This is a genomic window from Chryseobacterium sp. MA9, from assembly GCF_024399315.1.
GTDB lineage: Bacteria > Bacteroidota > Bacteroidia > Flavobacteriales > Weeksellaceae > Chryseobacterium.
In genome coordinates, this window is sequence record NZ_CP075170.1 from 325,019 (window position 1) to 339,057 (window position 14,039).

14 protein-coding genes are annotated in these 14,039 nt (G+C 36.7%); 6 read left to right on the forward strand and 8 right to left on the reverse strand.

The window, feature by feature from the left end; translation table 11 throughout:
* Nucleotide 1 precedes the first annotated feature (1 nt).
* The 4 genes from KIK00_RS01430 to KIK00_RS01445 all read left to right on the forward strand — a co-directional run bounded on the left by KIK00_RS01430 (nt 2) and on the right by KIK00_RS01445 (nt 5,621).
* Complete coding sequence (locus KIK00_RS01430) at nt 2-670, forward strand: bifunctional 4-hydroxy-2-oxoglutarate aldolase/2-dehydro-3-deoxy-phosphogluconate aldolase (RefSeq protein ID WP_255814796.1); 669 nt, start codon at nt 2-4, stop codon at nt 668-670.
* 216 nt (nt 671-886) lie between these two features.
* Nucleotides 887-2,413, forward strand: coding sequence for an MFS transporter (locus tag KIK00_RS01435; protein WP_255814797.1), 1,527 nt, complete (start codon nt 887-889; stop codon nt 2,411-2,413).
* Nucleotides 2,414-2,538: 125 nt separating this feature from the next.
* Entirely contained in the window at nt 2,539-4,002 is a 1,464-nt protein-coding gene (locus tag KIK00_RS01440) for a tagaturonate reductase (protein ID WP_255814798.1), read from the forward strand.
* Between the two features lie 5 nt (nt 4,003-4,007).
* A complete protein-coding gene (locus tag KIK00_RS01445) occupies nt 4,008-5,621 on the forward strand; it encodes a UxaA family hydrolase (RefSeq protein WP_255814799.1) in 1,614 nt (537 codons plus the stop codon).
* Nucleotides 5,622-5,801: 180 nt separating this feature from the next.
* On the opposite strand, the gene KIK00_RS01450 is transcribed toward KIK00_RS01445, so the two are convergent.
* The 8 genes from KIK00_RS01450 to KIK00_RS01485 form a co-directional block, all read right to left on the reverse strand.
* Complete coding sequence (locus KIK00_RS01450; RefSeq protein ID WP_255814800.1) at nt 5,802-6,830, reverse strand: LacI family DNA-binding transcriptional regulator; 1,029 nt, start codon at nt 6,828-6,830, stop codon at nt 5,802-5,804.
* 530 nt (nt 6,831-7,360) lie between these two features.
* Nucleotides 7,361-8,395, reverse strand: a complete 1,035-nt coding sequence (arsB, locus tag KIK00_RS01455; protein ID WP_255814801.1) for an ACR3 family arsenite efflux transporter — start codon at nt 8,393-8,395, stop codon at nt 7,361-7,363.
* 2 nt (nt 8,396-8,397) lie between these two features.
* On the reverse strand, nt 8,398-9,009 hold the full coding sequence (locus tag KIK00_RS01460; protein WP_255814802.1) for a low molecular weight phosphatase family protein: 612 nt from the start codon (nt 9,007-9,009) through the stop codon (nt 8,398-8,400).
* 19 nt (nt 9,010-9,028) lie between these two features.
* The gene (locus KIK00_RS01465; RefSeq protein ID WP_255814803.1) at nt 9,029-9,502 is read right to left on the reverse strand and encodes a DUF6428 family protein; all 474 of its coding nucleotides are present in this window, start codon (nt 9,500-9,502) and stop codon (nt 9,029-9,031) included.
* A gap of 62 nt (nt 9,503-9,564) precedes the next feature.
* Nucleotides 9,565-9,894 carry a helix-turn-helix transcriptional regulator gene (locus tag KIK00_RS01470; RefSeq protein ID WP_255814804.1) on the reverse strand — a complete coding sequence of 110 codons (330 nt, stop codon included), beginning with the start codon at nt 9,892-9,894 and terminating at the stop codon, nt 9,565-9,567.
* Nucleotides 9,895-10,074: 180 nt separating this feature from the next.
* On the reverse strand, nt 10,075-11,016 hold the full coding sequence (locus tag KIK00_RS01475; RefSeq protein WP_255814805.1) for a 3',5'-cyclic-nucleotide phosphodiesterase: 942 nt from the start codon (nt 11,014-11,016) through the stop codon (nt 10,075-10,077).
* 126 nt (nt 11,017-11,142) lie between these two features.
* On the reverse strand, nt 11,143-12,246 hold the full coding sequence (locus KIK00_RS01480) for an agmatine/peptidylarginine deiminase (protein ID WP_255814806.1): 1,104 nt from the start codon (nt 12,244-12,246) through the stop codon (nt 11,143-11,145).
* Between the two features lie 87 nt (nt 12,247-12,333).
* The gene (locus KIK00_RS01485; protein ID WP_255814807.1) at nt 12,334-13,146 is read right to left on the reverse strand and encodes a GyrI-like domain-containing protein; all 813 of its coding nucleotides are present in this window, start codon (nt 13,144-13,146) and stop codon (nt 12,334-12,336) included.
* 165 nt (nt 13,147-13,311) lie between these two features.
* Between KIK00_RS01485 and KIK00_RS01490 the strand changes: the two genes are divergently transcribed.
* Nucleotides 13,312-13,560 (forward strand): FUSC family protein, encoded by a 249-nt coding sequence (locus KIK00_RS01490; RefSeq protein ID WP_255814808.1) that lies wholly within the window; start codon nt 13,312-13,314, stop codon nt 13,558-13,560.
* Nucleotides 13,561-13,968: a DUF4440 domain-containing protein gene (locus tag KIK00_RS01495; RefSeq protein WP_255814809.1), complete on the forward strand. Its 408-nt coding sequence runs from the start codon at nt 13,561-13,563 to the stop codon at nt 13,966-13,968.
* Nucleotides 13,969-14,039 lie beyond the last annotated feature (71 nt).

A 14,039-nucleotide genomic window follows, 5' to 3' on the forward strand; every position in this document is an offset into this window, starting at 1 on the left:
TATGGCAAGATTTAATAGAATAGAAGTCACCTTAATGGCAAAGCAAACAGGGATTGTCCCTGTATTTTATCACGCAGATATTGATGTTTGCAAGAAAATTGTAAAAGCTTGTTTCGATGGAGGTGCCCGAGTTTTTGAATTTACAAACAGAGGAGATTTTGCCCACGAGGTTTTTGCAGAACTGGTGAAATATGCAGGCAGGGAAATTCCTGAAATGATCCTGGGAATTGGATCTGTCCTTGATTCGGCAACAGCTTCTTTATACATCCAGAATGGAGCAAACTTTATTGTGGCTCCTTCATTAAACCCTGAAGTAGCAAAGGTTTGCAACCGAAGAAAAATTGCGTGGATTCCGGGTTGCGGCTCTGTTTCCGAAATTTCCTATGCTGAAGAACTCGGAGCAGAAATTGTGAAGATTTTTCCGGCAACGCAGGTAGGTGGTCCGGAATTCATCAAGGCTGTGAAAGGTCCGATGCCATGGTCAAACATAATGCCTACGGGCGGAGTAATTCCTGCGAAAGAAAACATTAGTGAATGGATTTCTGCTGGTGCTTATTGCGTAGGGCTGGGTTCACAGCTGTTTATGAAAAATGAAAATGGAGAATATGATTATGCAAAAATTACAGAAGCTGTAGCTCATTCAATACTGATTATTAAAGAACTAAGATAACTGGATTATCACTTTAACCAGACAATAAAGGGAACTCAGAAAGATGAATTAGAGACCAAACAGAAAATAATATTCAATCTAATTATTTGTTAATCCCTTATCAAATTCAAATGGTTTAAAAAATTAATTATCTCTGCGCTAAAATAGCATGGATAAGGGGTTTTTGCTCCGTTTTGTTGTTAAAATCAATAAAAATCAATACTATTAACGATTGATATGAAAAAAGAAATATCCCCGAAACCGAGTAACTTCAGATGGACGATCTGTATGCTTCTTTTTATTGCAACGACCATCAATTATATGGATCGGCAGGTACTGTCACTCACCTGGAAAGATTTCATTGCTCCGGAGTTTCACTGGAATAATAATGACTATGGGAATATCACTGCATTATTTTCTATTTTCTATGCAGTAAGTATGCTCTTCGCAGGGAAGTTTGTAGACTGGATGGACACCAAAAAAGGTTTTCTATGGGCTATAGGAATCTGGTCTATAGGAGCTGTTGTTCATGCTTTCTGTGGTATTACTACCTCAGGGGTTCTTACAGGAAACTGGCTCGTAAGCTTTGAAGAATCCAAAGATATCATTGGAAGAGTAGATAATATTGGTGCAATTATCAGTACCAGTGTCACATTGTTTATTTTTGCCCGTTTCGTTCTGGCAGTGGGGGAAGCCGGAAATTTTCCTGCCGCAATAAAGACTACAGCAGAATATTTTCCTAAAAAAGACAGAGCACTGGCTACCAGTATTTTTAATGCTGGTGCAACGGTTGGAGCTTTGGCTGCACCGGTTACCATTCCTTTTATTGCAAAATCTATGGGCTGGGAGTGGGCATTTATCATCATTGGGGCTTTAGGTTTTGTATGGATGGGGCTTTGGGTGTTTTATTATAAAAAACCACAAGATCATCATAAAGTAAATGAACATGAACTTACCTATATTCAGCAGGATCAGGATGATTTTGCGGCGGAGGGTTTATCAGCATCAGAAAAGAGATTTTCTTTCAGGGAATGCTTTAGTTACAGACAAACCTGGGCTTTTGCTTTCGGAAAGTTTATGACAGACGGTATCTGGTGGTTTTTCCTTTTCTGGACACCGGCTTATCTTAGTTCTGTTTACAAAATGGATTCTACACAAAGTGCCTTGCCATTATTTGTTCTCTATATGATCACTTTATTGTCTATTATCGGAGGATGGCTTCCTAAGTATTTCGTAGAGAAAAAAGGAATGAATGCCTATTCAGGAAGAATGAAAGCGATGCTGATATTTGCATTTTTCCCCTTGCTGGCTCTTTTAGCACAACCTTTAGGTTCTGTTTCATATTGGATTCCGGTATTGATCATTGGAGTAGCAGGAGCGGCTCATCAGGCTTGGTCAGCAAATATTTTCTCAACGGTAGGCGATATGTTTCCCAAAAAAGCCATTGCTACCATTACAGGAATCGGTGGAATGGCAGGAGGAATCGGCTCCTTTTTAATCAATAAATCATCGGGAGTGTTATTTGATCATGCTCATAAAGCATGGACTACTGTTGACGGAACACCTTTACTGGAAAAGTATCCACAATACATCAATGAACGTTTGCCGGAGAATTTTCTTCACGATCTGGAAAAATCAGGAGCTATTATTTCCGATGGAATTGATAAGGGATATATGATTATTTTCTCTGTATGCGCAGTGGCTTACCTTATTGCATGGAGCATTATGAAAACACTGGTCCCGAAATATAAAGTGATAAAATAAAAGATCAACAGAAGGTACACCAGGCTTTTCAGCCGGGTAAAAGCATTTGCGAACGAAATTATGCGCAATGTTACTGGTCTTTGCAGCTTTGCATTACAATTCAAAAATATATCAAGATTAAAAAAATGGAAAATCAGATAAAACAAAAATTAAATCGAAAATTCAATGGTTCTCAGGAAAAGCTTCCGATTAAAATCGTACAGTTTGGAGGGGGAAATTTCATGAGAGGATTTACAGATTATATTATTGATCAATTAAATAAAAAAGCAGGTTTCAATGCAGGAATTGTAAATGTTCAGCCTACACCGGGAGGTTCTGTTCACAAGTTGGAAGAACAGGATAATCTGTACACTCTTTTTACAAGAGGAATAAAAAAAGGTAAAATTATTGATGAAAAACAAGTGATTTCGTCTATTCAGAAATCAATAAATCCTTATGCACAATATGATGAATTTTTAGATCTGGCAAAAGAAGAAGAGCTTGAATTTATCTTTTCCAATACCACAGAGACCGGAATTGCTTATGATGAAACTGAAGATCAATATGCCGGACCCCATAAAAACTTTCCAGCGAAACTGACGGTTTTACTATATGAGAGATTTAAACATTTCAATGGTGAACCGGAAAAAGGGTTAAGAATCATTCCTTGCGAACTTATTGAGGATAATGCTTTTGCTTTAAAAGATATCATTCTTCAATATGCTCAACTATGGAATTTAGATGACAGTTTTGCACAATGGCTTGAACAATCTAATTACTTCCACAATACATTGGTAGACAGAATTGTTCCGGGCTATCCTAAAGACGATGCAGAAATGTATGAAGAGCAGTTGGATTATGAAGATCAGATGATGGTGGTTTCTGAAGTATTTTTACTTTTTGTCATTCAGGATATTAAGAATTTAAAGGAAAGAATACCTTTTGATCAAATTAATGAGCAGATTCTTATAGTAGACAATATCCAGCCTTATCGTCTGAGAAAAGTAAGAATCCTGAACGGAGGACATACTTTGATGCTGGCTCCGGCCATTTTATCAGGAAAAGAAACGGTAAAGGAATCCATTGACAACCCGTTCATCGGAAAGTTTTTAAAAGATGCAATTTTCAATGAAGTTAACCCAACCTTAGGACTGGATGAAAATGAATTGAAAAATTTTGCTGAAGAAGTTTTTGACAGGTTTAGAAACCCTTTTATTAAGCATCATTTGGAAAGTATTGCTTTGTATTTTGTCTCTAAATTTAAGGTGAGAATCCTTCCAAGTTTGTTGGGGTATGTTGAAACCAATCAAAAATTACCGCTCAATTTAACGTTCTCCTTAGCAACACTCATCAGATTTTATCATGGAAATTTTGAAGACAAATCTCTTCCATTGAATGATGAAGCGACAATTATCAATCGATTCAAAGAAATCTGGTTGACAAATGATTATAAACGAGTAGCAGAACTTGCCTTAAGTGAAAAATCTTTCTGGGATACAGATCTGACTCAGATTGAAGGCTTGAAAGACGCGGTGGAGAAAGCCCTGTGGGAAATAGATCATCACGATCTGGAAACAGCTTACTATAATTTTGTTCAATTCTATTCTTAAAAACCATGCAAAAGAAAGTACTGAAAGTAAATCCCAAAGATAATGTAGCTGTAGCTCTGGTGGATCTTATGCAGGGTGAAACGGTTACTTTGGATCAACTTACCTATGAAATAATAAAAAATACAAAAGCCAAACATAAGTTTGTCACGGAAGATCTTTCATCAGGGGATGCCGTCATAATGTATGGAGTTTTGGTTGGAAAGGCCAGCAAGCCGATTCAAAAAGGTGAAGTAATTACTACTGAAAACGTAAAACATCAAAGCGCAAAAGTAGAAGGTAAAACAGAAACCACTGCCTGGATAGCCCCTAACGTTGATGAATGGAAAAACAGAACATTCATGGGATATCACAGAGAAGACGGACAGGTAGGAACGGAAAATGTATGGCTGTTTTTTCCTCTGGTTTTTTGTGAAAACAGAAATGTGGAGATTTTAAAAGATGTTTTTGAAAAAGAACTTTTATTTGAAAAAGTAACAAAACATCAGCTATTGTTGAGATCTCTGATTAATAATTCAGATACGGAAATTATCGCTGAAGAAGATCAGAATGAAAGAATTTTTAAAAATATTGAAGTTAAATTTATTACTCATCAGGGCGGCTGTGGCGGAATTCGTCAGGATGCCGAAGCTTTGGGACGTTTATTGGCAGGATATGTCAATAATCCGAATGTAGCCGGAGCAACCGTTTTAAGTCTGGGATGTCAGAATCTTCAGGTTCAGATTTTCAAAGATGCTTTGGAAAAGATTAATCCTGAAAATAAAAAGCCAATCATTGTTTACGAACAGCAAAAATCCGGAACAGTAGATGAAATGCTGAGCGGGATTATCAAAGATTCTTATGAAGCGATTAAGAAAGCCAATGAGATTCAAAGAAAACCTGCTTCTGTTTCAAAACTGGTATTAGGATTAGAATGTGGCGGGTCAGATGGCTTTTCAGGAATTTCTGCCAATCCGGTTTTAGGGCAGCTTTCAGATTTAATGGCTGGAATTGGTGGTGCAACCATTCTTTCAGAGTTCCCGGAATTGTGCGGAGTAGAGCAGGAACTGGTGAACCGTTGCGTTAATGAAAAAGATGCGGAACGATTTTTACAATTGATGAAAGATTTTGAAGAATCAGTCGTTGCTGCAGGATCTGGTTTTGATATGAATCCGTCACCGGGGAATATTAAAGACGGGTTGATCACTGATGCCATGAAATCTGCAGGAGCGGCTAAAAAAGGAGGTTCATCACCCATCAATGATGTTCTTGATTTTACGGAATACATTAAGAAACCCGGATTGAATTTACTTTGTACACCCGGAAATGATGTAGAGTGTACAACAGCCCTTGTGGGCTCAGGCTCTAATATCGTACTATTTACAACGGGCCTTGGAACTCCTACCGGAAATCCTGTAGCTCCTGTAGTGAAAATATCGTCTAACACCTCACTTTCAGAAAGAATGCCGGATATTATCGACTTCAATACAGGCGATGTAATCACAGGTGAAAAGACAATTGACGAAAAGGCTCAAGAACTGCTGGAATATATTATTAAAGTAGCCAGCGGAGAAATAAAAACAAAGGCAGCTATTTTAAATCAAAACGATTTTATTCCCTGGAGAAGAGGCGTTAGTTTATAAAATGTTTTTTTAATATAAATATTAATTAGGGTTGAAAATGCTTTCTAGATTGCTAGGAGGTATTTTCTTTTTCTAAAAATTGAACTCAATTAATCATGAGCAAGATTACGATAAAGAACTGCAATCATATATTTCAATAAGAGCAGGTTTTAGTCCATTTAATCTGTATAGTAAAGAAAACTATTTTCTCTTCGATGACTTTCTGATATAAAGCTGCGGTGTAAGTACAACTTTTTTCTCAATAGAAACTCCTGATCCGTTTTCTTTTACACTTTCTAAAAATACCTGTCCCGCCATTTTCCCCATCAATACAGGTGTCTGATCAACAGAACTGATCGGAAGCTCCATAAACTGGGTAAAAGGTTCGTTAGAAAACCCGATAATAGCAACTTCCTGAGGAATTTTAATATTTCGTTTCTTCAATTCTTGACAGGCACCCAACGCAGCAAAATCACTGGAAGAAAATATAGCATCGGGAACAGATTTTTTACTCCAAAGTTTTTTGATGGCTTCCGTTCCTTCTTCAATAGAACTGCCTGTAAAAATAATATTATCCTCTTTTACAGGAAGATGATGATCAGCTAAAGCCTGTTTATAACCATTGAGACGGTTTTGATAAATTTCAAGATTAAGATCCCCTGCAAAATGGCATATATTCTTATAACCTTCTTTGATAAGATGTTCTGTAGCCATATATCCGCCACGATAATCATCAATGGTCACTGTACTGATGCCTGAAATATCTTTTTTACGGTCAAAAAAGATAACCGGTGTATTGGAAGTATGTATAATATTTTGAATATGGCTGATATCCGTTGTTGTTTTGGAAACGGACATAAAAATACCATCTACCTGAGCATTCAGCAATGTATTAAGCTGTCTTTTTTCAACATTGACATCTTCATGGCTCTGACAAATGATAACATGATAGCCGAGTGGAGAAAGTTCTTCCTCGATGCCTCTGATCACAGATGAAAAGAAATTGGTATTGATATATGGAACAATAATTCCAACGTTTTTGGTTTCACCACTTTTTAAAGCTTTGGCAAGGTTATTTTGCTTGTAATTCATTTCCTTGGCCGTTTTACGTACCAGCTCTTTGGTTGCCTCACTTATTCTCGGATGATCATTCAATGCTCTCGAAACAGTTGCCACACTTACGTTGAGCTTATTGGAAATATCATATATTGTGGCATTTTTTTTATTCATACTGATTTTTCTGAGCATTTTTTAAGATGTCTGAACAGCAGACATTATTGACGTAAATTTAATCAAATTATAGCTATTTGAAAGGAAAATGGCCATATTTTATATAACAAAAGGGAATATTAATGAAATAATCTGTTTAAAACTTAATTGAATGAGTAACCTTATATAAATTGTGACGTATCACAGCTCGAAGGTAATCACAAGAATAATTAATGACATAACTATCATTGATCAGTTGAGACAGATCATATTTTCAAACTAAAGTATTTTATCGTTTTGAGATAAATAGAAATAAGCTTGATTTCGTATTGCCAAGATCAAAACAACGGGAGCTTGGTATTCAACGGAAATTCCTTTTCCTTACATGGTATTTTGTTTACGATTATGTCAATTCGAAAGATGAGAAGAATAGATCTGTTATTGATGAAATTTAGTTACCAATGAAACTTTTAAAAATATCTATCTGTTGCAAAGACGGAATAATAAAAAGCATCACTATTCCTGTGATGCTTTTTATCCAGTTTATTGGATTATTCATGATACCATTTCCTTTTCAATAATAAACCTGCTTTTACCAGAAGTATTAATACCGGAACTTCTACCAGCGGTCCAATCACTCCTACAAATGCCTGTGGTGAATGAATTCCAAATACCGAAATGGCCACTGCAATAGCCAGTTCAAAATTGTTTCCGGTAGCTGTAAAGGCAATAGATGCATTTTTATCATATGTAATTTTTAAAGCTTTGTTGATTATGAAGCTCACGAAAAACATAAGAATAAAATAGATAATAAGTGGTACTGCTACTTTAGCTGCATCCATGGGTAATTCCAGTATTCCGGAGCCTTTTAAGCTAAACATCAACACGATTGTAAACAATAAGGCATACAGCGTAACAGGAGATATTTGAGGAACAAATTTTCTGTTGTACCATTCTGTACCTTTAGATTTTATCAGAAAATAACGGCTGAGAAAACCTGCCAGGAAAGGAATTCCAAGGTAGATCAGCACACTTTCTGTAATATCCTTCATAGAAACATTTACATTGAAACTGGCCAGCCCCAGTTGATTGGGAAGTACATTGATGAACAGCCAAACCATAAAACTATAAGTAAACACCTGAAAGATACTGTTTAAAGCAACCAGCAGAGCGGCATATTCCCGGTTCCCTTTGGCCAGATCATTCCAGACGATGACCATAGCGATACATCTTGCCAGCCCGATAAGAATCAGACCTGCCATATAATCGGGTTCATTCCTTAAAAAGAGGATCGCGAGACCGAACATCAGAACCGGACCGATGATCCAATTGAGAAATAAGGAAACACCGATTGCTTTTTTATCTTTAAATACCATTGGCAGAAGAGAGTAGTCAACCTTTGCCAATGGCGGATACATCATAAGGATGAGCCCGAGTGCCAATGGAATATTTGTAGTCCCTATAGACTGCGAATTGATAATAGTAGGAATGGAAGGGAAAAAGTGTCCCAAAGCAATCCCTATACCCATAGCCAGAAAGATCCATAAGGTAAGATAACGGTCAAGAAATTTTAATCTGGGCTGCATGATTATTTTTTTATTTTAGAAAAAACATAGAACATTTCTTCTGCAATTTGTAAACTTCTTTCAGCATATACTGCTCTTTGCTCAGGGGTATTATCTGAGATTTTAGGATCTTCAAACGTGATCGGAATTCTTTTTTCTGCACCGGGAATAAATGGGCATCCGCCATCTGCCTGCGAACAAGTCATAATTGCTGCGAATCCTGAAACAGGGTTGAATGGGCTGTTATACTTTTTAGAAAAGCCAATAACTGGCAGGCTATTTTCATTATATTTAATAGCATACACCGGATTTTCTGTTTCTGCAATACTGAAGACTGTAAAACCTTGTTCAGATAAAGTTTCTGCTATCTTTGGGAATAATGCCGTTGTTTCCGTGCCTCCGGAATAGCAATGAACTTGTGGAATTGTAAAAAAAGCAGACGCTGCCTGTGCCCAAACCTGCGCCAAATGACTGCGGCGTGAATTGTGGGTGCAGATAAAATTCAGATTAATTTCTTTTCCTTCATTTACTTTTTGCTGGATAAAACTTATCAATGGTTCCAGAATCTCTTTTCTGTGGGGCCCTATATTTTCCCATTGTAAAGATTGAACCGTGTTTAATAATTCTCGATACATACTATTTTATAAGGATTAATTAGCAGCAGCCTGAAGCCGGATTACAAGCTGGTGCTGGGTTTGCAGATAATTCAGAAAGGTTTTTCTTTTGTTTTTCAGAAGGAATTCCACAGGCTTCCTGAGCAAGACAGGCTGTCGTTTTGCTTTTCAGGACGAAATTTTTACCGTTAAATTCCAGATCATATTTACCGATGGTTTCTCCCTGATATTCTACTTCAATTTCTGAATCTTCTATTCCCAGTTTTTCTTCAGAAAGTTGAATGATATGAAGCAGTTTTCCCGGTTTCAGACGGTGTTCATAATCATCAGCATCCCATAGCTGGAAGTTGACTGCTTTCTCATTTCGGATTACGCCGCCGCAATCAATGAATCTTTTTACAATCTGTCCCACTTCTGTTACATGGAAATGCTCAGGAACAAAAGTGCCGTTTTCCAATTGAAATTCTACATTTTCCAGTGTCGGAAGAATTTCTTTGATTTCTGATAGTTTCATTAGATTAAAATTTATTTAGTGTTATATTGCAATATTACGATAATTGTATTCAAAAAAATGCCTTAACAGCATTGTTTTATCGTGACATCCTGATTAAAAAACAGGTTAAACTCGTTTTGAAATTGTTTCCAGATGCTTTCATTAATACAGTAGCATACAGACTTTCCTTCAATGGAACCCTTGATGATTCCTATATTCTTCAGCTCTTTTAAATGTTGAGAAATGGTAGCCTGAGCCAATCCAAGTTCTTCAACAAGATCATTGCAGATGCAAGCTTTTTGATTGATGATATACTGTAAAATGGCTATTCTTGCCGGATGTCCCAAAACTTTAAGAAGTGAAGCCAGTTTATTTTGTTCTTCAGTATAGATTTCGGTTTTAGTAACTCCCATTGTTTTATTTTTATATTGCAATATTACGATGTTAAATTGATATAAGCATGAAAAATTTAATTAATTTTAATAATTTTGATTTAAGTAATTGATTTTGAATTTGTTGAATTTGTTTAATGCTTGATAATATCGAAAATAAAAAAGATGAAACAGAGATATGCTTCATCTTTTTATTTGTTTTTATGGTAAACTAATCTTTTTGCCTTGTTCAGGGAAAATATAATTTACTTTCAGAGGATTGTTTTTCAACAGTTCTTTTTTGATAAGTTCGGGATTATCACCAGTTGGTTTTCTATGAGTAACTACAATGTTGAGTCCCTCAAGGCTGCTTTGTCCGGTTTTTTCTTTCAACTTACTCAGTTCCTCAATCAGCAGGTTAGGAGTAAGGTGTCCGAACAGCAGATGTTCAGGCTGGCTGTTTGGGAAAGAAACTTCAATTAATATGGTGTTTAACTGTCTTTTTTTGACAAGCGGAGCAATAGTGTTCCACAGGTTATCGAGACGGTCGGATTTTTCGATGCGGTCTGCACCTGTATCTCCCAGATAAAGCAGGTAGTGATTATCTCTTCTTACCAACGCAGCACTGCTTTTATAGGGGTTTACATGGTTCAGTCCATAGCCTGTTATGAAAAATGGGGTTTGGGGTGCCGGGATTTCATTTCCTTCCTGAAGCTCATTATAATGGTATTTTCCAAGGATAGGCTTCTGCCCCTGATCAGCAAAATTAATCCAGGTATCAGTGATAAAGTAATGATTCTGCAAAATCTGAATTACCGGAGCTATAGCGAAAATATCCTTTTTGGAATCTGCCGGGGAATTGATGATAAGTCCGGATAAATGATCCAAATGACCATGTGATACAAAATATCCCTTTATCTGATCCTTGAGAACTGTTTCTGTGGATCCTTCAAGACTTTTCAATTCAATCGCTTTTCGTATTCCGGCATTTACGGTACCGGCATCAAGGCAAAGAAATGCATTGTCTTTTGGAGCGCCTACCAGATAGGCAGATAAGTTATCTTCCTGCTCACCGCCATATATTCCTAAAGGAATTACATCAAAATTTTGTGCCTGACAAACAATATTCAGGAAAATGAATAAAGAAAGTGCTGTTTTTTTCATAATACTTACAATAGAAAGCCATCTCTTACAAAGATGGGGAGGACAAATTTACGCTATTTTTTGGCGACTGGCATTCTCTATCGGTAAAGCCTGCTGAAAATGAGCAGGCTTTATTTTTAAGACTATTTATTGTGGCTGCTGCTGCGTTACACAGTGTATCATACCGCCATTGGCAAATAAGTTACGGCAGTCTATTCCAACAACCTGTTTACCGGGATATAGCTGTTGGATGATATTATTGGCAACGGCATCATTCGGATCATTATAATTAGGTACCAATACACGGTTGTTTGCGATATAATAATTGATGTAAGAAGCACGGCCTACATTTTTTCCGTAAGTGGTTATCACATCATTTCTGGTTAACGGAACTTTTACAAACTGGTAAGGAGAGCCATTTTTTGTGGTGGCATCATATAATTTATCAATGTCGCCGTCAGGAACCTGCCAGTAGTTAAGATCATCAGGGTTCATGGTGATAATAGTAGATGAACTTGCGAATCGGGCAAAACCGTCAATATGCATATCGGTAATATCCAGACCTGCTTTTCCATTCAGCCAGATAAATTTAGTCACTCCTAAATTCTTAGTAAATATGGCTTCTGCCTGCTGTTGGGTCATCCCCGGATTTCTGTTGTTATTAAGGATGGAACTTTTACATGCCATCAATACTCCGTTTCCGTCAATTTCTACACTTCCGCCTTCATTGATCATCACCGAATTGAGATTGATTTTCGGGATATTGGTGTCTGCCGCTATTTTTGAAGGAATTGTATTACATCTGCTGTGATCCGCCTTATTACCCCAGCCGTTAAATCCCCAGTCCTGAATGAATAACTGGCCATTTTGATCCTTTACGTAAATAGGACCATTATCTCTAATCCAGAAATCATCTGTCTGATAAAGTCTGAAATTGATATTGGTAAGGGGAACTCCGGCACTGTTTAATAACCCTGTGATACGGTTTTTTTCTATATTGTCATAAGCAATGATATGAACTTTTTCACTCTGTACCAGTTCTTTGGTCATTGCCACCCAGGTTGCATCCAGCCGGTTGCGGTAGGTGGTTCCATATTGATACTGGTGTGGCCATTGAAGCCAGGTTCCTTCATGTGTTGCAGATTCTTCCGGCATTTTGTAAACAGCAGTGCCTGGATTTGTTGTACCTGGAGGTTGTGGTAATTCTGTCTGAGAGCATGAAAGTAAAAGAGCTGGTAATAACAGGGACATTATTTTCTTTTTTTGCATAATTGATCTATTTTTAACAGGGCAAAATTAGATCGATAAAAATGTGAAAACTTGTCCCAAATTGACAATTTACTTCAAAGGCAGTAAAATATAAGTCAGCTGTTCTTCCTGTTCAGCATGTCTTTCGTATTTTTCTATGATAGGAGAATGTGAAAATTCAAGACCAGAATTAAAAATCCAGCGGGAATAAATTTTAGTGTATGTTTCATCTATTGTTTCGTAGCTGCCTGTATGGGCAAAGCGGGCATATTTACCTCCAAATATTGTTTTTGAAGGCAGCTTTTTATTGATGGGCTGTACAGAAGCACATGAATCATATCGGCAGTTAATTTTAGTTTTAATTAATGGTTCATCTGCTATTACACCAAAATATTCTGTTCCGGAATCGGGAAACTCATTTTCCATGAATTTTTCCCACAGTACTTCAATTTCTTCATTGTTATAATAAGTTTTAATACTCTGATAGTAAACCTGCAGTGGTTTAAGGTAAACAATCTCCGGTTCCAGCAGTTCGTCAGATGTTATCGGAATGATCTCTTCTTCACACAAAAGTTTTTCCTTACTTAATCTTGCTGCTTTTGGAGAAATCCCGAAATGCTGTTTAAAAGCTTTGGAAAAAGAAGCGATATTGGAAAAACCTACTTCAATAGCAATAGTGGTAAGGTTTTCCTGAGTATAAAGAATCCGCTTATAAGCATTTTCTACCTTTAGCCTTTGCTGAAAAGCACCTATTGTTTCTCCGCAGCTGTATTTAAAAATACGCTGGATATTCCGGTAAGAATAATGAGAGATATCTTCCAGTTCCTTTACAGAAACAGGCCGATCATAATTCTTTTCTATGAAATTGATAACTCTGTAAATAGAATTCAGGTTGTCTTCCATAAGCTTTGAAATTTTCAGAAACAGACAGCATGAAATAAATTACAAATAAAAGAAATTAAAAAATGTCTCCACAATATTGTATTTTAGCTTTCAAAAAAATAGGTAAAGAAATCATAAATTTTATCGTTTTAAAATAGAGAATAACTGAAAAACCTAAAACAAACCATGGAAAAAGAATTATCAGAACTAAGCGATCAGGAACTGCTGGAGAAGAAAAGAAAATTCAAGTCCAACGAGATTCTCAATGCCATAATATTAGGCACTCTGGTAGGGATTTCGATTTATAGTGCCGTAACCGAAGGTTTGGTACTTTTTACAGCGTTGCCTCTATTATTTGTAGGTCTTGCCGTGAACAGCTGGAATAAAAACAAGAAAGCACTTGAAAAAGAATTAATTTCCAGAAATCTAAAGTAAATGCAGAATTTTAACCGAAAAACAGAAGTGGGCGCTGTAGCCTATTTCCGTTATTGTATAAAGAATGGAGATGCAGCGGGTGCATTAAGTTGTTTTCACCCTGAAGCAGTCTACATAGACAGAGATGGGAGAGAGCTGAGAGGACTTAACCAGATAGAGCTTGCAATGAATGAAATTTGCAGACTAAAACTGGATATACAAGGCGAAACTCCACATGTAACCGTTGTGAATGATCTTGCGATGTGGATTGATCAGTGGGAAATGACGGGAACCGCTCCTGACGGGCATTTAATACACATGACAGGTCATACTTCCTGTATTATGAAAAAAAATGAAGACGGTGAATGGCTGTGGCTGATAGATAATCCTTTTGGTTCTGCTGTACTTAAAAATGACAACTTGGTATAAAACTGTTCTTGTTTCTTTAAAATATAAAAACCTTCAGATCAACTGAAGGTTTTATTTTTATATTATTTTAC